Source organism: Aquitalea sp. ASV15 (genome assembly GCF_016429115.1).
Taxonomy (GTDB): Bacteria; Pseudomonadota; Gammaproteobacteria; order Burkholderiales; family Chromobacteriaceae; genus Aquitalea; species Aquitalea magnusonii.
The window spans coordinates 1-18,456 of sequence record NZ_JAELTZ010000049.1 but is presented as its reverse complement, the minus strand read 5'-3'; the positions used below and the strand labels follow the sequence as shown (position 1 = coordinate 18,456).

Annotated in this window: 15 protein-coding genes and 1 pseudogene; 7 read left to right on the top strand and 9 right to left on the bottom strand. The window is 61.0% G+C overall.

Annotation, left to right across the window (positions count from 1 at the left end):
- Positions 1–13 precede the first annotated feature (13 nt).
- The 7 genes from JHD64_RS17355 (at position 14) to JHD64_RS17325 (ending at position 10,778) form a co-directional block, all read left to right on the top strand.
- Positions 14–952 (top strand): choline ABC transporter substrate-binding protein, encoded by a 939-nt coding sequence (locus tag JHD64_RS17355; RefSeq protein WP_199054509.1) that lies wholly within the window; start codon positions 14–16, stop codon positions 950–952.
- A gap of 2,268 nt (positions 953–3,220) precedes the next feature.
- Positions 3,221–4,423, top strand: coding sequence for a formaldehyde dehydrogenase, glutathione-independent (gene fdhA / locus JHD64_RS17350; RefSeq protein WP_199054507.1), 1,203 nt, complete (start codon positions 3,221–3,223; stop codon positions 4,421–4,423).
- Positions 4,424–4,568: 145 nt separating this feature from the next.
- Positions 4,569–5,045, top strand: coding sequence for a formate dehydrogenase subunit gamma (locus tag JHD64_RS17345; protein ID WP_199054505.1), 477 nt, complete (start codon positions 4,569–4,571; stop codon positions 5,043–5,045).
- Positions 5,039–6,598, top strand: a complete 1,560-nt coding sequence (locus JHD64_RS17340) for an NADH-ubiquinone oxidoreductase-F iron-sulfur binding region domain-containing protein (RefSeq protein WP_199054503.1) — start codon at positions 5,039–5,041, stop codon at positions 6,596–6,598. Before JHD64_RS17345 ends, JHD64_RS17340 begins: the two co-directional genes overlap by 7 nt.
- Positions 6,595–9,465: a formate dehydrogenase subunit alpha gene (gene fdhF / locus JHD64_RS17335; RefSeq protein ID WP_199054501.1), complete on the top strand. Its 2,871-nt coding sequence runs from the start codon at positions 6,595–6,597 to the stop codon at positions 9,463–9,465. Before JHD64_RS17340 ends, fdhF begins: the two co-directional genes overlap by 4 nt.
- Entirely contained in the window at positions 9,462–9,692 is a 231-nt protein-coding gene (locus JHD64_RS17330) for a formate dehydrogenase subunit delta (protein ID WP_199054499.1), read from the top strand. Before fdhF ends, JHD64_RS17330 begins: the two co-directional genes overlap by 4 nt.
- Before the next feature lie 189 nt (positions 9,693–9,881).
- A complete protein-coding gene (locus JHD64_RS17325) occupies positions 9,882–10,778 on the top strand; it encodes a hypothetical protein (RefSeq protein WP_199054497.1) in 897 nt (298 codons plus the stop codon).
- A 78-nt stretch (positions 10,779–10,856) separates the two neighbouring features.
- Here the strand turns inward: JHD64_RS17325 and JHD64_RS17320 are convergent, their stop codons facing one another.
- The 9 genes and pseudogenes from JHD64_RS17320 to JHD64_RS17280 form a co-directional block, all read right to left on the bottom strand.
- Positions 10,857–11,252: a hypothetical protein gene (locus tag JHD64_RS17320; protein WP_199054495.1), complete on the bottom strand. Its 396-nt coding sequence runs from the start codon at positions 11,250–11,252 to the stop codon at positions 10,857–10,859.
- A gap of 20 nt (positions 11,253–11,272) precedes the next feature.
- Positions 11,273–11,848 (bottom strand): hypothetical protein, encoded by a 576-nt coding sequence (locus JHD64_RS17315; protein WP_199054493.1) that lies wholly within the window; start codon positions 11,846–11,848, stop codon positions 11,273–11,275.
- Between the two features lie 278 nt (positions 11,849–12,126).
- A complete protein-coding gene (locus JHD64_RS17310) occupies positions 12,127–12,789 on the bottom strand; it encodes a tlde1 domain-containing protein (protein ID WP_199054491.1) in 663 nt (220 codons plus the stop codon).
- 86 nt (positions 12,790–12,875) lie between these two features.
- Positions 12,876–13,784: a sugar kinase gene (locus JHD64_RS17305; RefSeq protein WP_199054489.1), complete on the bottom strand. Its 909-nt coding sequence runs from the start codon at positions 13,782–13,784 to the stop codon at positions 12,876–12,878.
- Between the two features lie 74 nt (positions 13,785–13,858).
- The gene (locus JHD64_RS17300; RefSeq protein ID WP_199054487.1) at positions 13,859–14,245 is read right to left on the bottom strand and encodes a RidA family protein; all 387 of its coding nucleotides are present in this window, start codon (positions 14,243–14,245) and stop codon (positions 13,859–13,861) included.
- Positions 14,242–15,741, bottom strand: coding sequence for an amidohydrolase family protein (locus tag JHD64_RS17295; RefSeq protein WP_199054485.1), 1,500 nt, complete (start codon positions 15,739–15,741; stop codon positions 14,242–14,244). Before JHD64_RS17295 ends, JHD64_RS17300 begins: the two co-directional genes overlap by 4 nt.
- A 3-nt stretch (positions 15,742–15,744) precedes the next feature.
- Positions 15,745–16,608, bottom strand: coding sequence for a MurR/RpiR family transcriptional regulator (locus JHD64_RS17290; protein WP_059287017.1), 864 nt, complete (start codon positions 16,606–16,608; stop codon positions 15,745–15,747).
- A gap of 31 nt (positions 16,609–16,639) precedes the next feature.
- Positions 16,640–17,992 carry a gluconate:H+ symporter gene (locus tag JHD64_RS17285; RefSeq protein WP_199054483.1) on the bottom strand — a complete coding sequence of 451 codons (1,353 nt, stop codon included), beginning with the start codon at positions 17,990–17,992 and terminating at the stop codon, positions 16,640–16,642.
- Between the two features lie 75 nt (positions 17,993–18,067).
- A pseudogene (locus tag JHD64_RS17280) lies at positions 18,068–18,456 on the bottom strand (amino acid deaminase); the annotation flags it as partial.

The following is an 18,456-nucleotide window of genomic DNA, read 5'->3' as shown; positions in this document are numbered from 1 at the left end:
CGGGAGTGGTGTAATGAAAATTCGCAAGCTGATGCTGGGTTCGCTATTGCTGGCTGCCTGTGGCAGTGCGCTGGCCAATGACCCGGCGCAATGCCGCAATGTCCGTTTCGCCGATGTCGGCTGGACCGATATCGCCGCCACCACCGGCATGGCCAGCGTGGTGCTGGAAGGCCTGGGCTACAAGCCGACCACCACCATTGCCTCGGTGCCCATTACCTTTTCCGGCATCAAGAGCAAGCAGATCGACGTGTTCCTGGGCTACTGGAACCCGTCCATGACCCCGGTGATCGAGCCCTTCGTCAAGGCCGGCCAGATCAAGGTGCTGGACACCCCCAACCTGGTGGGCGCCAAGTACACGCTAGCAGTGCCGGACTACGTGGCTGCCGGTGGCCTGAAGGATTTCAAGGACATTGCCAAGTTCAAGGACAAGCTGGATGGCAAGATCTACGGCATCGAACCGGGTAATGACGGTAATTTGCTGATCGACGGCATGATCAAGAAAAACCAGTTCAACCTGGCTGGTTTCAAGATGGTGGAATCGAGTGAGGCCGGCATGCTGGCCGAGGTGGAACGCTCCATCCGCCAGAAAAAGTGGGTGGTGTTCCTGGGCTGGGAACCGCACCCGATGAACGTGAAATACAAGATGGCCTACCTGACCGGCGGCGACGATGTGTTCGGCCCCAACCTGGGTGAAGCCAAGGTATTCACTGCCATCAGCCCGGATTACGAAACCCGCTGTCCGAATGTGGGCAAACTGCTGCATAACCTGCACTTCACCACCACCATCGAAAACCGCGTGATGGGCCCGATCATGGACAAGGTGAAGCCGGAAACCGCCGCGCGTGATTACCTGAAGAAGAACCCGGACATCCTGAAAGCCTGGCTGGCCGGTGTGACCACGCTGGATGGCAAGCCTGGACTGGCTGCGGTGAGCAAGTCACTGGGGCACTGATTTTTATTGGCAGATGACCTGTTGAAAGCCCCGGCCCCGGTCGGGGCTTTTTGCTGGGGAGGCGGGTGTGCAGCCTATGGTGGCTCCGACCTGTGTTCTTATCATCCGCGTGAGCGGATGCTTGTCCTTTGTGCATCAAGAAAACCATCGAAAAGCAAAGACAAATACAACTTCGCGGGTCTCGCCCCGCCGGCGAGGTACTTTCTTTTGCTTCGCCAAAAAAGAAAGTACCCAAAGAAAAGGCGACCCGCAGCGCGTCGCTTACCCCGCCCCAGCCGCACCGCTCAGGGCGCGGCCGGAACTTGCGGCTTGCTACCGTCGCGCCGCTGCGGACAGCCGACCGCTTAAGACCCTGAGCGGCACGTCTGTGTCGGCTCGCGCTGACGGGACCGGGCCAGCTCCGACAGGTGTCGTTAATCAGAAAACCACCGCACCAACGCGCCCATGGGCCCCGTCAAGCATGCCGACGGGTGGCCGGGGCGAGGTTTTAAGCGCCTGCCCTGTCTGAGCGATTTGACGTTAGCAAATCGCGAGTTCAGGCGCGCCTCGCACCGGTCGGGCCCTGTCGGGCAGCCGCAGGCCATGCTTGCCGGGTGGCCTTTAGGGATGAAAGGGATCTTTGGCCAAGCAAAGATCCCTTTCCCGTTCGCCGCGCGGAAGCGGCAAGACAAAACATCATCCGCGAGAGCGGATACAAAGCCTGTTTTGACTTGGTAATGGCAACCCGATTTTCATCCAGCGCCACTGCGTTTAACTTCGCGGGTCTCGCCCCGCCGTCGAGGTACTTTACTTTTGCTTCGCCAAAAGAAAGTACCCAAAGAAAAGGCGACCCGCAGCGCGTCGAATTCCCGCCCCTGCCATGCCACTCAGGGCGCGGCCGGAACTTGCGGCGCGCTAACGTCGCGCCGCTGCGGACAGCCGACCGCTTAAGACCCTGAGCGGCACGTCTGCGTCGGCTCGCGCTGACGGGACCCGTTCCCCTCGACAGAGGTTTTAATGGGGAAATGAAAACAGGATGTCGGCACGATTGCGCGCTGATGAACACCATCCGGTGTCATGTAAGAAACCACCGCACCGATGCCACCCACGGGCCCCGTCAAGCATGCCGACGGGTGGCCGGGGCGAGGTCTTAAGCGCCTGCTTTGTCTGAGCGATTTGACGTTAGCAAATCGCGAGTTCAGGCGCGCCTCGGCCCGGTCGGGTCCTGGCGGGCAGCCGCAGGCCATGCTTGTGGGGTGGCCTTGGAGGTGAAGGAGGGCTTGGCCAGGCAAGCCCTCTTTCCCGTCCGCCGCGCGGAAGCGGCAAGACAAAACATCATCCGCATCAGCGGATGCAAAACCTGTGTTTACTTGGTAATGGCAACCCGATTTTCATCCTGCGCCACTGCGTTTAACTTCGCGGGTCTCGCCCCGCCGGCGAGGTACTTTGCTTTTGCTTCGCCAAAAGAAAGTACCCAAAGAAAAGGCGACCCGCAGCGCGTCGAATTCCCGCCACAGCCGCACCGCCCAGGGCGCGGCCGGAACTTGCGGCGCGCTACCGTCGCGCCGCTGCGGACAGCCGACCGCTTAACACCCTGAGCGGCACGCCTGCGTCGGCTCGCGCTGACGGGACCCGTTCCCCTCGACAGAGGTTTTAATGGGGAAATGAAAACAGGATGTCGGGACGATTGCCTAGTGATAAATACAAGCCGGTGTGATCTGAGAAACCACCGCACCAACGCGCCCATGGGCCCCGTCAAGCATGCCGACAGGTGGCCGGGGCGAGGTCTTAAGCGCCTGCCCTGTCTGAGCGATTTGACGTTAGCAAATCGCGAGTTCAGGCGCGCCTCGCCACGGACGGGACCTGTCGGGCAGCCGCAGGCCATGCTTGTGGGGTGGCCTTGGAGGTGAAGGAGGGCTTGGCCAGGCAAGCCCTCTTTCCCGTCCGCCGCGCGGAAGCGGCAACACAAAACATCATCCGCGTGAGCGGATGCAACACCTGTTTTTACTTTGTGGCGGCAACCTCGAGCGCGAAGGCAATTAAGCACCGTACCGACCCCGCTCCATTCCCCGTCCACCACCGTTTTCATACATAAAACCCCATGATTACACAGGTTTTTTTATCCACCGGGCGAACAGCCCACAGACGTGATCCACCGTAATCCTGTCGCATTTGTTCAAGTTGCCCAGCACCCGCTCCCTTATCTTGAGGTGGGCCGCCAGCCATGGCTGGCGCAGGCTCCCCCCGGAGCGGGGCGCGCTCCGATGCAGTTGCAGTGAGGAGACAACAATGACGGGTAACCGCGGAGTCGTTTATGTAGGGCCAGGCAAGGTAGAAGTACAGTCCATTCCCTTTCCCGAACTGGTATCCCCCCAGGGCCGCAAGCTGGGCCATGGGGTCATCCTGAAAGTACTCAGCACCAATATCTGTGGCTCGGACCAGCACATGGTGCGAGGCCGCACCACCGCGCCTTCCGGCTTGGTGCTGGGGCATGAAATCACCGGCGAGGTGATCGAGCTGGGCAGCGATGTGGAAACCCTGAAAAAGGGCGACATCGTGTCGGTGCCGTTCAATGTGGCGTGCGGCCGTTGCCGTTGCTGCAAGGAGCAGCACACCGGCGTGTGCCTGTCGGTGAACCCCTCCCGCGCTGGCGGAGCCTATGGCTATGTCGACATGGGCGGCTGGGTGGGCGGGCAGGCGGAATACGTGATGGTGCCTTATGCCGACTTCAACCTGCTGAAATTCCCCGACCGCGATCAGGCCATGGCCAAGATCCGCGATCTCACCTGCCTGTCTGACATTCTGCCTACCGGTTATCACGGTGCGGTGTCGGCAGGTGCCGGCCCCGGCAGCACGGTGTATGTGGCCGGGGCAGGGCCGGTAGGTCTGGCGGCGGCGGCTTCCGCCCGCTTGCTGGGCGCAGCGGTGGTGATTGTGGGCGATGTGAACCCGGCGCGGCTGGTGCATGCGCGGGCGGTGGGTTTTGAAACTGCCGACCTGTCGCAGGACGCCACGCTGGCCGAGCAGATTGCCGCCATTCTGGGCGTGCCGGAAGTGGACTGCGCCATTGATGCTGTCGGTTTCGAAGCGCGTGGCCACGGCCATGCTGGTTCGCAACAGGAGGCCCCGGCCACCGTGCTCAATTCGCTGATGGAAGTCACCCGCGAAGCAGGGCGCATCGGCATTCCCGGCCTGTACGTGACCGACGACCCCGGCGCCAAGGACGACGCGGCGCGCAAGGGCAGCCTGTCGGTACGGCTGGGGCTGGGCTGGGCCAAGTCTCACGCCTTCTTCACCGGCCAGACTCCGGTGATGAAGTACAACCGTGCACTGATGCAGGCCATTTTGTGGGACCGCATCAATATTGCCGAAGTGGTGGGCGTGGAGTTGATCACGCTGGATCAGGCCCCGCAGGGCTATGCGGCTTTCGATGGTGGCGCACCAAAGAAATTCGTCATCGACCCGCATCTGCAATTGCTCAGCGCGGCCTGACACTGAGCTCACCATCAAGGAGTAGTTGCCCGGCTGGCAGCTAACGCCAATTGGGCATTGCAGTGTGCTGCCAGACGGCGCAATCTTGCCGTCTGGCAGTCACTCAGCATGTTTTCAAGCAGGGCTCACGCGCAGGACCGCAAGCATGAACGCACAACAACAAGAGACACTCCAGCAATTGCTGCAGCAATACCGGGACCTGCCCGGCGGCCTGCTGCCGCTGCTGCACGCCGTACAGGATGCACTGGGCCATATTCCGGCGGATGCCATCCCGGCCATTGCCCGTGCCATGAACCAGAGCCAGGCCGAGGTGCATGGCGTCATCGGCTTCTATCACGATTTCCGTACCACCCCGCCTGCCGCGCACAGCTTGCGGCTGTGCCGTGCCGAAGCCTGTCAGAGCATGGGCTCCGAGACGCTGGCCGCCCAGCTGCGCACGCAACTGGGGGTGGAGGATCACGGCCACACGGCGGACGGCCAGCTGGAGTTGCGCCCGGTCTACTGCCTGGGGGCCTGTGCCTGTGCCCCGGCCTTGCAGCTGGATGGCCAGCTGCACGCCCGCGTCACGCCGGAAAAACTCAGCGCCCTGCTGGCATCCTTTAGCAAGGAGGCAAAATGCTGACCCTGTATATCCCGATGGATTCGGTAGCCTGCGCCGTAGGCGCGGATGCCGTGGCGGCAGCGTTCGCCGCCGAAGCAGCACGCCGCAATCTGGACATCGATATCGTGCGCACCAGCTCGCGCGGCCTGTTCTGGCTGGAGCCGCTGGTGGAGGTGGACACCCCGCAAGGCCGTGCCGGTTATCGTGAAGTCAGCCCGGATGACGTGGCCAGCCTGCTGGATGTAGACCTGGCTGCCAATGGCGATCATTTGTTGTCGGTGGGGCTGGTGGAACAGCTGCCCTATCTGAAAACCCAGCAGCGCCTGCTGTTTGCCCGCGCCGGCATTACCAGCCCGCTGTCGCTGGAACATTATCTGGCTCACGGTGGTTATCAGGGGCTGGAGCACGCTGCACGGCTGAGCCACGACGAAATCGTGGCCGAGGTGCTGGAATCCGGCCTGCGTGGCCGTGGCGGTGCGGCTTTCCCGGCTGGTATCAAGTGGCGCACCGTGCGTCAGGCCCAGGCGGAACAGAAATACGTGGTGTGCAATGCCGACGAGGGCGATTCCGGCAGCTTTGCCGACCGCATGCTGATGGAAGGCGACCCCTTCCTGCTGATCGAAGGCATGACCATTGCCGGGCTGGCGGTGGGTGCCAGCCGTGGCTATATCTATGTGCGCTCCGAATACGCCCCGGCCATTGCCGTGCTGCGTCAGGCCATCGACATTGCCCGCGCCCATGGCTATCTGGGCGAGGATGTGGCCCACGGCGGCCATGAATTCGAGATTGAAGTGCGCGAAGGTGCCGGGGCCTATATCTGCGGCGAGGAAACCTCGCTGCTGGAATCTGTCGAAGGCCGCCGCGGCACGGTGCGCGCCAAGCCGCCGCTACCAGCCTTGCACGGCCTGTTCGGCCAGCCCACCCTGGTACATAACGTACTGTCGCTGGCTTCGGTACCGCTGATCATGTCGCGCGGGGCCAGCTGGTATCGTAATTTCGGCATGGGCCGCTCGCTGGGCACCATGGCTTTCCAGTTGGCAGGCAATGTACGGCGTGGCGGGCTGGTGGAACGGGCGTTTGGTCTGACCTTGCGTGAGCTGGTGTTCGATTACGGCGGCGGCACCGCCAGCGGCAAACCGGTAAAAGCCGTGCAGCTGGGCGGCCCGCTGGGCGCGTGGATTCCACCGTCGCAGTTTGATACCCCGCTGGATTACGAAGCGCTGGCCGCGATAGGTGCCATGCTGGGCCACGGCGGTGCGGTGCTGTGCGATGACAGCCTGCACCTGGGGCAGATGGCACGCTTTGCCATGCAGTTCTGTGCCGAGGAATCCTGCGGCAAATGCACGCCCTGTCGCATTGGCTCTACCCGCGGGGTGGAAGTCATCGAGCGCCTGCTGGCGGCACCGGATAGCGCCGAGCGCGAACGCCAGCGTGCTCTGCTGGATGATTTGTGCGACACCATGCAATACGGCTCTTTGTGCGCGCTGGGCGGCATGACGCCGTTCCCGGTACAAAGCGCCATGCGTCATTTCCCGGCCGACTTCGGGCTGGACACTCAGGAGCAAGCACGATGAGCTGCCAATGCGGAGCAGGTGCATCCTGCAACAAGGACATGGGCACGCCGGCCCGCCCCGGCGAGGCCAGCATCACCCTCACCATCGACGGCCAGAACATCAGCGTGCCGCCGGGTACTTCGGTCATGCACGCGGCGGCCTTGCTGGACACCGCCATCCCCAAGCTGTGCGCCACCGACAGCCTGGAGCCGTTTGGCTCCTGCCGCATGTGCATGGTGGAAATCGACGGCCATCGCGGCTATCCGGCCTCCTGTACCACCCCGGTTTCGCCCGGCATGGTGGTGCGCACCCAGAGCGAAAAGCTGGCCAAACTGCGTCGCGGCGTGATGGAGCTGTATATCTCCGACCATCCGCTCGATTGCCTTACCTGCAGTGCCAATGGCAATTGCGAGCTGCAAACCGTGGCCGGGCAGGTGGGCCTGCGCGAAGTGCGCTATGGCATGGACGGGGCCAACCATCTGCAGGACCAGAAAGACGTTTCCAATCCTTATTTTGATTACGACCCGTCCAAGTGCATTGTGTGCAACCGCTGCGTGCGCGCCTGTGAAGAAACCCAGGGCACTTTTGCGCTGACCATTGCCGGACGCGGGTTCGATTCCCGCGTCAGCCCGGCGGGCGGGGCGGATTTTCTCGGCTCGGAGTGCGTGTCCTGCGGCGCCTGCGTCCAGGCCTGCCCGACTGCCACGCTGATGGAAAAGAGCGTCATCCAGTGGGGCCAGCCGGAGCGCAGCGTCATCACCACCTGCGCTTATTGCGGCGTGGGTTGTTCCTTCCGGGCTGAGCTCAAGGGTAATCAGCTGGTGCGCATGGTGCCGGACAAGAACGGCCAGGCCAACCATGGCCACTCCTGTGTCAAGGGCCGCTTTGCCTGGGGCTATGCCACCCACCCTGACCGCATCACCAAGCCGATGATCCGCCACAGCATCGACGCGCCGTGGCAGGAGGTGAGCTGGGAAGTGGCGCTCAATCACGCTGCCAGCGAATTCCGCCGTATCCAGCAACAATATGGCCGCGACGCGGTGGGCGGCATCACCTCTAGCCGCTGCACCAATGAAGAAACCTATCTGGTGCAAAAGCTGGTGCGTGTCGCCTTTGGCAACAACAACGTCGACACTTGCGCCCGCGTCTGCCATTCGCCCACCGGTTATGGCCTGAAACAGACGCTGGGTGAATCCGCCGGTACCCAGAGTTTCGACTCGGTGATGCAGGCCGACGTAGTGCTGGTGATTGGTGCCAACCCCAGCGATGCCCATCCGGTATTTGCCTCGCAATTGAAACGCCGCCTGCGCGAGGGTGCGCAGCTGATAGTCATCGACCCGCGCCGTATCGATCTGGTGGATGCCATCCACGCCCGCGCCGCCCATCATCTGGCGCTGCGTCCCGGCACCAATGTGGCCATGCTCAATGCCTTGGCCCATGTCATCGTCACCGAAGGGCTGCTGGACGAGGACTTTGTCGCCGCCCGTTGCGATAGCGAAGCCTTTGGCCATTGGCGGCACTTTGTCGCCCAGCCGGAACACGCGCCGGAAGCGATGGCTGAAGTATGCGGCGTGGCGGCGGACGACATCCGCGCTGCCGCCCGGCTGTATGCCCGCGCCGACAATGCCGCCATTTATTACGGCCTGGGGGTGACCGAACACAGCCAGGGCAGTACCTCGGTGATGGCGATTGCCAACCTGGCCATGGCCACCGGCAATATCGGCCGCGAAGGCGTGGGGGTGAACCCGCTGCGCGGCCAGAACAATGTGCAAGGCTCCTGCGACATGGGCAGCTTCCCGCACGAATTCCCCGGTTACCGCCATGTGTCGGACGACGTGGTGCGTGCCGAATTCGAACAGGCCTGGGGCGTGTCGCTGCACAACGAACCCGGCCTGCGCATTCCCAATATGTTCGAGGCGGCGCTGGATGGCAGCTTCAAGGCGCTGTACTGCCAGGGCGAGGACATCGCGCAGAGCGACCCCAACACCCAGCATGTCACAGCCGCGCTGTCGGCCATGGAGTGCGTGGTGGTACAGGATATCTTCCTGAATGAAACCGCCAAGTTTGCCCATGTGTTCTTGCCGGGCAGCTCCTTCCTGGAAAAGGACGGCACCTTCACCAATGCCGAGCGTCGCATCTCGCGCGTGCGCAAGGTGATGGACCCGCTGGGCGGCAAGGCTGACTGGGAAGTCACCGTGGCCCTGGCCCAGGCCTTGGGTTATGCGATGGATTACCGCCATCCATCGGAAATCATGGATGAAATCGCCCGCCTGACGCCTACTTTCAACAGCGTCAGCTATGCCGCGCTGGACCGCCACGGCAGCCTGCAATGGCCATGCAATGCGGCAGCGCCGGATGGCACGGTCACCATGCATATCGGCGAATTCGTGCGCGGCAAGGGCCGCTTCATGATCACCCGCTATGTGCCGACCGAAGAGCGCGTCAACAGCCGCTTCCCGCTGCTGCTCACCACCGGGCGCATCCTCAGCCAGTACAATGTCGGCGCGCAAACCCGCCGCACCGGCAACGTGGCCTGGCACGAGGAGGACCAGCTGGAAATCCACCCCGCCGATGCCGAGAACCGTGGCATTGTCGATGGCGACTGGGTGGGCGTGGCCAGCCGCGCCGGCGAAACCGTGCTGCGCGCCAAGGTCAGCGAACGGGTGGCCGCCGGGGTGGTGTACACCACCTTCCATTTCCCGGAATCCGGGGCCAATGTCATCACCACCGATAATTCCGACTGGGCCACCAACTGCCCGGAATACAAGGTGACTGCGGTGGAAATCATCAAGGTCAAGCAGCCATCGGAATGGCAGCAGCGTTACCGCCATTTCAGCCGTCAGCAACAGGAACTGCTGCGACAAGGCCGTGGGGAGGAGGTGCAATGAACCCGTCACACCTGGTGAAGATGGCCAATCAGATCAGCGACTTTTTCAGCGCCGATTGCAGCGAGGAAGATGCTGCAACAGAAATCGCCAGCCATCTGCAACGCTTCTGGGCCCCGGCCATGCGCCAGCGGCTGGCGCAGGCGGTGGAGCAGGGCGAAGCGGCCGAGCTGCGCCCGGCGGCCTGCCTGGCGGTACAGCGCCTGTCTGCCTGCAGCGGTCAGCATTGATCCGTCGCGGCGGTGCGGCCGGCAGGCTGCGCCGCCGCATGGCCGCGTCCCCTTTCTGTCCTGTGCTATCCGCCCATCCGTCCGGCGGCAAGCTTGTCCTTATCCTCTGGCGCCACCTGCCAGACGTCATGGCGAACGATCAAGTTTCATATTGCTTGCGTAAGCTCTGACGGCTCAGGACGGGACACCATGCCATCATCCAGTATTGCCAGCACTCTCATTTGCCGTTTCATGCGCTGCGTCCACCTGCTGGCACTGGGCTGCCTGCTGGTCAGCCCCGCCGCCCGGGCGGACGAGCACATCATCCGTTACTATCCGGCTGGCAGCATTTACACCTACCGCTGGGACCTGCTCAAACTGGCACTGGAGCATGTCGAAAAAGTGGATCACATCCACTATCGGCTATTGCCACTGAACGACCAGCCAACGCAATGGCGTGCCGAACAGCTGCTGAGCAGCGGCAAGGTGGATGTGCTGGCCTTTGCGCCGAATCTGCAGCGGGAAAGGCTGCTGCAGCCGGTACGGCTGGACATTCTCAAGGGCATCATCGGTTACCGGGTGTTTTTCGTGCGCAAGCAGGATGCCTCCCTCATGCGTGGCATGAGTGCACAGCAGTTTCGTGCGGCTGTCCGGCTGGGCATGAACAGTCAATGGGCCGATTACCCCATCCTGAAAAGCAATGGCTATGAAGTGCTGGGATCCATTGGCTATGAAAGCCTGTTCGAGATGCTGGCCGCCGGCCGTTTTGATGCTTTTCCACGCGGGCTGAACGAGGTGGGCAGCGAAATGCAGGAACAGCTGCCGCGCTACCCCGGCTTGATGCTGGAGAAGACCAAGGCCCTCTATTACCCCTTTCCCGTCTATTTCTGGGTGAGCAAGCAAAACACTGTGCTGGCCGGGCGCGTGTTGCAGGGCCTGAAAATGGCCGAGCGCGATGGCAGTTTCAAGGCGCTATTCCTGCGTCACCATGCCGACGCCATCCGGCTGCTGGCCGATTATGGCTGGCAAACCACCCAGATAGCCAATACCGAATTACCGCCCGGCAATGCCAAGCCGGATACCAGCTGGTGGTGGAAGCAGCGCTGAACAGTCTGCCAGCAATAGCCAAGTCGGTTAAATGTATTCTAAAAGTGGTTAATTTGATCGGGATGTTGTTATGGTCGACTACAGTACGCCATACATGATCAGGCAGAAGTAAAAAAATATTGATGTATTGGCAACGAATGGCAACCATAGCGGCCACTTGTTTTTTATTTGAATGGGTCGCCATACCATTAGCAGGGCTAGTCCTGCTGCGATGATGTCAAATGCTGCCCAGCCATAATAAATAACCATTTCCAAGTATTTGTTTGAAATATAATGGCGAATCGGATAAGGGAATTGTTCGATGAGCAGGAAGACTCTGTGGGATTCTGGTGTTTCGTCAAATGGCGCTAGTATATTATACAGCCCACCCACTATCAGAATAAAAAGCAGATAAAGGCTGAGCAGTATTTTCAGTCCGCTTAGCAACCAGGCTTGTATTGCCGTCCTTAGTGCTGGAAATGAATACTTGTCCATGCGCATGCGTTGCAGGTTTATTACAAGCCGTCCCAGCAGTCATGGATGCACCATGTGCATGCCAGTTGCAAAGTAAATAATATGAGTAAAGGTAATGCCAATAAGATTTTTTTAAAAGAAGTGATAGGTAGCCATAGGGGAATTAATGCAATAAGCGTTAGGGCAATATTTGTAATGGTGAGCAGGTAGAAAAATATCTTGCTATGTCTCTGGATTTCCCAGAGATAAATTCTATATTGCTCGCTCACTTGGTCGTATGGAAACAGCAAGTCATGCATCATCGATAGCAGGAATGATAATAAAATAAAGCTGGCAATGGATTTTGCACTCAATATCGCCCAGGTTTTCATAATTTCCTCTGGAACATACCGTAGCATGATTGCTGTGATGCCCATGGCTATCAAGCTGGAGTCTATGGTACGCTGAAGTGCTGTGGGACTTAATGTATTCTGTAAAGTGGTTAATTTATTCTGGATGCTGGTGTGGTCGACTACAGTACGCCATACATGATCAGGCAGAAGTAAAAAAATATTGATGTATTGGCAATGAATGGCAACCATAGCAGCCACTTGTTTTTTATTTGAATGGGTCGCCATAACATTAGTAGGGCTAGTCCTGCTGCGATGATGTCAAATACTGCCCAGCTATAATAAATAACTAATTCCGCGGTTTTGTTTGAAAGGTAATATTGAATCGAAGGGGGTAGTTTTACAATGAGTAGAAAGACTCTGTGGTGTTCTGGTGCTTGATCTAATGATTTGAATATATTATTAAATCCGCCAATTGTTATAATAAAAAGCAAATAAAGACTGAGTGGTAGTTTTAATCCATGCAGAAGGCTGGTTTTGATTTTATATGCATTTTTGAACATGATCTAATTCCGTTCTAACCGGCTGCGGTGGTAGCCTTGACCATCGGGTAGGTACTTGTAACGCACCTCCAGCAACATATCCTTACCATAGTGCTGGAAGGACTCTGCAAAACTGCCCATGCTATTGGTCAAATCAACACACCCCGCTGAGCCCGGAAATTCTCCGCCATGAATGGTAAAGCCATTGCGGCCATGGACATTAGTATGTGTCTGAGGAATCAATGCTATTCGTTGCTCACCCCATGCTGTCCTACAATTAGGCCACTTTCCCAGTTTCCAGTGAAGCCATCCAGTAAAACAGATCAGGCGACTAAATGAGTCTGTTCCTTCCCAGGTATAAAACTCACTCTGTTTAAGCAAATAGGAGCCTTCAGGAATCGGCCCTTTATCCCTGAGGTTTTGAAACCTGGGCGACCAATAACCCTTACGACCAGAATAAGCGGTCCATTTTTTTTCCTGGGCGGTTTCTTGCCAAAACAGGGTTTCACCATCGAACAATAAGTTGGCCTGCCTGCGCTGCCATTCCCTGAAATGCTCCTCCACCTTCATCAGCTCAAACAGTTCCTGATCGGTGAAACGGGTGATATCGCCATGCAGGCCATGGCGCGCCTGCTCTCGCAGCGCTCTCATAAAATAGTGATCATGACGCAAGCGATACATGTCCATCGGCAGCCTCCTGCTTCAGCGCATGGGTGATTGCCACAAGCGAAACACCGGCAAGCTGCCGGTGTTCAAGTCAGCCTAACGGCCAATCAGCGCTGTGGCATGGCATCGCGCGGGATGATGGCTCCGCGGTGGGCAATGACGGCAGCAGACAGGCGGTGGGCATAGGCGGCGGCCTGGGTGGGGGGGGAACCCAGGACCCGGCTGGCCAGATAACCGGCAGCAAAGGAATCGCCGGCTGCGGTGGTGTCCACCACCTGTGGCACGGCGGTGGCCAGTACTTCAGCGCGCAGTTCGCTGCTGGCCAGCAGGCAGGGCTCGCCGCCGCGCTTGATCACCACCTCCTTGCAGCCCAGTGCCAGGGTGCGCTCGGCCACAGCCTCGGCGGTTTCAGGCCCGTATAGCGCTTGTTCATCGTCCAGGGTCAGCAGGGCAACATCGGCCAGCGCCAGTACGGCTTCATGACCGGCACGCGCCTGCGCCGCGCTCCACAGCGAGGGGCGGAAATTATTGTCGAACCAGATTTTGCCACCGTCGCGGGCGAAGTCGCGCAGGGCTTCCAGCAGGCGTTGGCGTTCTTGCTCCTTGAACAGGGCCAGCGAAATGCCGGACAGGTAAACCGCCTGTAGCTGGGCAGTGTGCAGCAGGCTGGCAAAGTCGATGCCGGAGGCAAAGTAATGCCGGGCGGCACTGTCGTTGCGCCAGTACAGAAAGCTGCGTTCGCCACGGGCATCGGTTTCCACCATGTACAGGCCGGGCAGTTTGCCCGGCAGGATGACAATGTGGCTGACATCCACGCCTTCGGCCTGCCAGTCAGTCAGCAGCTGACGGCTGAGGCTGTCATTGCCCATGCCGCTCAGATAGCGCACCTGGTGCGGGCTGCCGTCCAATACGCGGGCCAGATAAATGGCGGTGTTCAGGGTATCGCCGCCAAAGCGGCGCTGTAGCGGCTGGCCGCTCAGTTCGATCATGCCTTCACCAAGGCAGGCAATATGCATGTTGCGGTCTTTCCTGTGACGGGATGCATGGCCGTTGTCCAGAGGACAACGGCCGGACGGGGCGGGCTTGCCGGTCAGGGCTTCTTGTAGGCGATGCAGTCCACTTCCACCTTGCAGTCGATCACCATGCTGGACTGCACGCAGGCGCGGGCGGGCGGGTGATCGCCGAAGTACTGCAGGAAGACGCGGTTGAACGAGGCGAAGTCGCGGGTGTCATCCAGCCACACGCCACAGCGCACCACGTGTTCCGGTCCGTAGCCGGCCTCCTTGAGGATGGCCATCACGTTCTGGATGCACTGGTGCGACTGGGTGACGATGCCACCTTCTATCACTTCACCATTGACCATGGGGGTCTGGCCGGAGACATACAGCCAGCCATCGGCAGCCTGCACGGCACGGGCAAAAGGCATTTGCTGGCCGCCGGTACCGCCGGCTATGCCAAATCGTTTCAAATCGCTCATGAGCGGGTTTCCTTGTCTGAGGTCAGTGGGGTAAAGCCAGGAAAACTGCAGCGGATATCACGGGTACGCGGCAGGAAGCGGCCGGCGCGCACGGTGGTGGCGGCCTTGTCCTGCCAACTGAGCGCACCATTGACCCATACCGCATTAATGCCTGCCGCGGCCTGGATCGGTGCATGGAAGGTGGCGGTGTCATGGATGGTGGCGGCGTCGAACAGCACCAGGTCAGCCCAGTAGCCCAGGCGGATCAGGCCGCGTTCGTCCAGCGCGAAACGGCTGGCGGACAGGCCGGTCATCTTGTGCACGGCGGTTTCCAGGCTGAACAGCTTGCGTTCGCGGCAGTAGTAGCCCAGCACGCGGGGAAAGGCTCCCCACAGCCGCGGGTGGGGCAGCGGGTCTTCCGGCAGGCCGTCCGAGCCGACCATGGTTAGCGGATGGCGCAGGATGTTTTCCATATCGGCCGGGTCCATGCCGTGATACACCGCACCGGCCGGTTGCAGCTTGCGCGCGGCGTCCAGCAGGGGGAGCTGCCATTGTGCGGCAATGGCTTGCAGCGTCTGGCCGGCCATTTCCGGATGCGGGGTGGACCAGGTGATGAAAATCTCGAAATCGCTGGTGACCTGTTTCAGGTCGAGGGTGGAGGAGCTGGCCGAGTAGGGATAGCAGTCGCACCCTACCTGTTGGTGGCGGGCGGCATTTTCCAGCGAGGCCAGCAGCTGCGGGCTGCGACCCCAGTTGCCTTTGCCGGCACATTTCATGTGCGACACGATGACCGGGCTGTTGGCATGGCGACCCACGCGCCAGGCTTCGTCCATGGCTTCCAGTACCGGTTCGAATTCGCTGCGCAGATGGGTGGTGTAGATGCCGCCGCAGCTGTTCAGTTCGGCTGCCAGTTGTTCCACTTCGCTGCTGTCGGCACTGAAGGCCGAGGCATAGGCCAGCCCGCTGCTCAGCCCCAGTGCGCCATGGCGCAGGCTGTCGGCCAGCTGGGCGCGCATGGCGCTGATTTCGGTCTGGGTGGCGGTGCGGTCCAGCCGGTCCAGATGGTTGCTGCGCAAGGCGGTATGTCCTACCAGCGCTGCCACATTGACCGCCGGTTCGGCCTGTTCCACTGCCGCCCGGTAATCGGCAAAGCGCGGATAGCGGAAGGCTTCCCTTGGCCCCAGCAGGTTCATCGGGTCTGGCGGTTCGCCTTGCAGGCTGACCGGCGAGGCACTGATGCCGCAGTTGCCGACAATCACCGTCGTCACGCCCTGGCTGAGCTTGGGCAGCATCTGCGGCTGGCGGATCACCATGGTGTCGTCGTGCGTGTGCACATCGATAAAGCCGGGGGCCAGTATCAGCCCCTCGCCATCGATGGTGTGTTCGGCGGTGGCCGCGCCGGCCGTGCCGAGCAGGGCAATGCGCTGCTGGCGGATGCCGACATCGGCCACATAGGCCGCCGCGCCGCTGCCGTCGACGATGGTGGCGCGGCGGATCAGGGTGTCGTAGGTATGCATGGTTCAGTCTCCAAGCGGCAGCCGGTCTTCGCCGTGGCGGTAATCGTCCAGTGCCAGCTTGACGCGGCGCAGCAGCTCCTGGCTGTGCTCCGGCTGGCGCAGGGCCAGTTCGGTGGCGAGGATGTCTACCGCCAGCAGCATGCCGTAACGGGCTGCCGTGGGTTTGTAGATAAAGTCGGTTTCGTCCAGGAATACCGGCAGCACCACATCGGCCCGCTGTGCCAGCGGGCTGTCAGGCCGGGTCAGCGCCAGCAGGCGGGTGCCGTAGCCACGGGCGATGTCGACTGCCGACAGCACTTCGGGCGTGATGCCGGTGGTGGACAGCACGATCAGCAGATCATGCGGCCCCAGGGTGGCCGCGCTGATGCGCATCAGCACCGGATCGTGATAGGTGGTCAGCATATGGCCCAGCCTGACCAGGCGGAACTGCAGTTCGTCGGAGAACACGGTGGAGCCGCCGCCCACGCCGAATGCGACCAGGCGATCTGCCTGGCAGATCAGGTCGACGGCGGCGCTGAACTGCTGCTCGTCAAAACCCGCCAGGTGACGGCGCAGGGTGGTTTCGATATCGGCGACGATATTGCCGAAAAAGCTGGCCGGCTCGGCGGGCAGCTGGCTGCCGTCCAGAAAGCGCTGCCCCACCGTGGCCGCCTGTGCCAGCCGCATGCGCAGGGTGCGGATGTCTTCGCAGTCCATGGCCTTGGCAAAGCGCGACATGGCCGCCGGGCTGACACCGGCCTTGGCCGCCAGTTGCTCGATGCCGGCCGAGGCGGCAAAACGGACGTCGTCCAGAATGGCTTCGGCGACTTTCAGCTGGGTTGGGCTGAGCTGGTCCAGACGGCTGCGAATCAGATACAGGATGTCCACGCTAGGGCTTTCTTCAGGTGCGGTCGTGCGCTTACAGCAGCTGGGCCAGGCCCAGGGTCAGCAGGAAGGCGACGACGGAGATCAGGGTTTCCAGAACAGTCCAGGTTTTCAGGGTCTGGATAACTGTCATGTTGAAGTATTCCTTGACCAGCCAGAAACCGCCATCGTTGACGTGCGACAGGATCAGCGAACCGGCGCCGGTGGCCAGCACCAGCAATTCCGGATGCGGATAGCCGCTGGCCAGGGCAATGGGGGCGACGATGCCGGCAGCAGTGGTCATGGCGACGGTGGCCGAGCCGGTGGCCACCCGCATCAGCACGGCCAGCAGCCAGCCCAGCAGCAGGGGCGACAGCTGGAACTGGGCCGATAGCGCAATGATCTCCTTGGTGACGCCGGTTTCGATCAGGATGCGGTTCAGACCACCGCCGGCGCCCACCAGCAAGGTAATGGCGGCAGTGGGCGCCAGGCACTCGTTGGTGAACTTGAGGATGTTGTCGCGGGTGAAACCACGGGCAATGCCCAGCGTCCAGAAACTGACCAGGGTGGCGATCAGCAGGGCGATCACCGAGTTGCCGATGAACAGCAACAGGCCGTTCAGGACGCTGCCCTTGTCGCTCAGCACATTGGCCCAGCCGCCCAGCAGCATCAGGAATACCGGCAGCAGGATGGTGGCGATGGTGATGCCGAAGCCTGGCAGTTCACGCGGGGTGGTATCGCGTTCGGTGAATTGGTCGGCGATGGGGTTGTCAGCGGGCAGCTGGATGCGCGGTGCAATGAATTTGGCAAAGACCGGACCGGCGATGATGGCGGTGGGGACTCCGACAATGATGGCGTAGAACACCGTCTTGCCCACCTGGGCGCCGTATTCGCTTACCGCCAGCATGGCGGCCGGGTGCGGCGGCACCAGGCCATGCACCACCGACAGGCCGGCCACCATCGGCAGGCCGACCAGCAGCATCGACACGCCAGCGCGCTTGGCCACGGTAAAGGCAATTGGAATCAGCAGCACGAAGCCCACTTCGAAGAACAGCGGCAGGCCGCAGACAAAGGCGATGCATACCATGGCCCAGTGCGCGTTCTTTTCGCCGAACTTGTCGATCAGGGTCAGGGCAATGCGCTCGGCACCACCCGATTCGGCCATCATCTTGCCCAGCATGGTGCCCAAGGCCACCACCAGCGCGATATGGCCCAGCGTCTTGCCCACGCCTGTTTCATAGGCGGCCATGATGTCCTTGGCCGGCATCTGTGCGGCCAGGGCCAGGCCGATGGACACCACCGTCAGGACGATAAAGGGGTTGATGCGATAACGTGCAATCAGAATCACCAGCGCGATAATGGCGATGGCGGCATACAGCAGCAGCTGGCTGCCCAGGACTGGGGTCATGTGGGTTCTCCTTGTAGTAGGGGGGAGGATGCCGCCCCCGTTCGTTGCGAGGGCGGTCTTGGTGGTGCTTCTGGTCTAAAACAGGGTTTCCACCGCACCGGTGACATTGAGGGCATCGTCCACCAGCAGCAGCTGACGCCATTTGTCGAAGGTGAGGCAGGGATGGGATATTTCGAAGGCCAGCATGTCGCCCACCTGCAGGTCGGCATCGGCCGGAATGCGCATGAAGGCGTGCTGGTCCATCATGGCGCTGACGATCCAGTCGGCCGGCGCCGGCTGTGGCACCGTGCTGCTGCCGGGGCGGAAATGCAGTGACACCTGTGGCAGTCCGGCATCGAAGGCGGCATCACGCTTGCCCAGGCCGATGATGGCGCGGCCGCTTTCCGGAATCGATTGCACATAGGCCCACAATTGCAGTGCCGGCTGCAGGGTGCGGCCCATTTCACGGGCCACCGGGTTATGGC

What these genes read in the sequence shown, in the direction of transcription:
- JHD64_RS17330 (WP_199054499.1), top strand. Translation starts at nt 9,462, where the DNA reads ATGAACCCGTCACACCTGGTGAAGATGGCCAATCAGATCAGCGACTTT.
- JHD64_RS17355 (WP_199054509.1), top strand. Translation starts at nt 14, where the DNA reads ATGAAAATTCGCAAGCTGATGCTGGGTTCGCTATTGCTGGCTGCCTGT.
- JHD64_RS17305 (WP_199054489.1), bottom strand. Translation starts at nt 13,784, where the DNA reads ATGCATATTGCCTGCCTTGGTGAAGGCATGATCGAACTGAGCGGCCAG.
- JHD64_RS17310 (WP_199054491.1), bottom strand. Translation starts at nt 12,789, where the DNA reads ATGGACATGTATCGCTTGCGTCATGATCACTATTTTATGAGAGCGCTG.
- JHD64_RS17345 (WP_199054505.1), top strand. Translation starts at nt 4,569, where the DNA reads ATGAACGCACAACAACAAGAGACACTCCAGCAATTGCTGCAGCAATAC.
- fdhF (WP_199054501.1), top strand. Translation starts at nt 6,595, where the DNA reads ATGAGCTGCCAATGCGGAGCAGGTGCATCCTGCAACAAGGACATGGGC.
- JHD64_RS17340 (WP_199054503.1), top strand. Translation starts at nt 5,039, where the DNA reads ATGCTGACCCTGTATATCCCGATGGATTCGGTAGCCTGCGCCGTAGGC.
- JHD64_RS17300 (WP_199054487.1), bottom strand. Translation starts at nt 14,245, where the DNA reads ATGAGCGATTTGAAACGATTTGGCATAGCCGGCGGTACCGGCGGCCAG.
- JHD64_RS17295 (WP_199054485.1), bottom strand. Translation starts at nt 15,741, where the DNA reads ATGCATACCTACGACACCCTGATCCGCCGCGCCACCATCGTCGACGGC.
- JHD64_RS17315 (WP_199054493.1), bottom strand. Translation starts at nt 11,848, where the DNA reads ATGGCGACCCATTCAAATAAAAAACAAGTGGCTGCTATGGTTGCCATT.
- JHD64_RS17285 (WP_199054483.1), bottom strand. Translation starts at nt 17,992, where the DNA reads ATGACCCCAGTCCTGGGCAGCCAGCTGCTGCTGTATGCCGCCATCGCC.
- JHD64_RS17320 (WP_199054495.1), bottom strand. Translation starts at nt 11,252, where the DNA reads ATGGACAAGTATTCATTTCCAGCACTAAGGACGGCAATACAAGCCTGG.
- JHD64_RS17325 (WP_199054497.1), top strand. Translation starts at nt 9,882, where the DNA reads ATGCCATCATCCAGTATTGCCAGCACTCTCATTTGCCGTTTCATGCGC.
- fdhA (WP_199054507.1), top strand. Translation starts at nt 3,221, where the DNA reads ATGACGGGTAACCGCGGAGTCGTTTATGTAGGGCCAGGCAAGGTAGAA.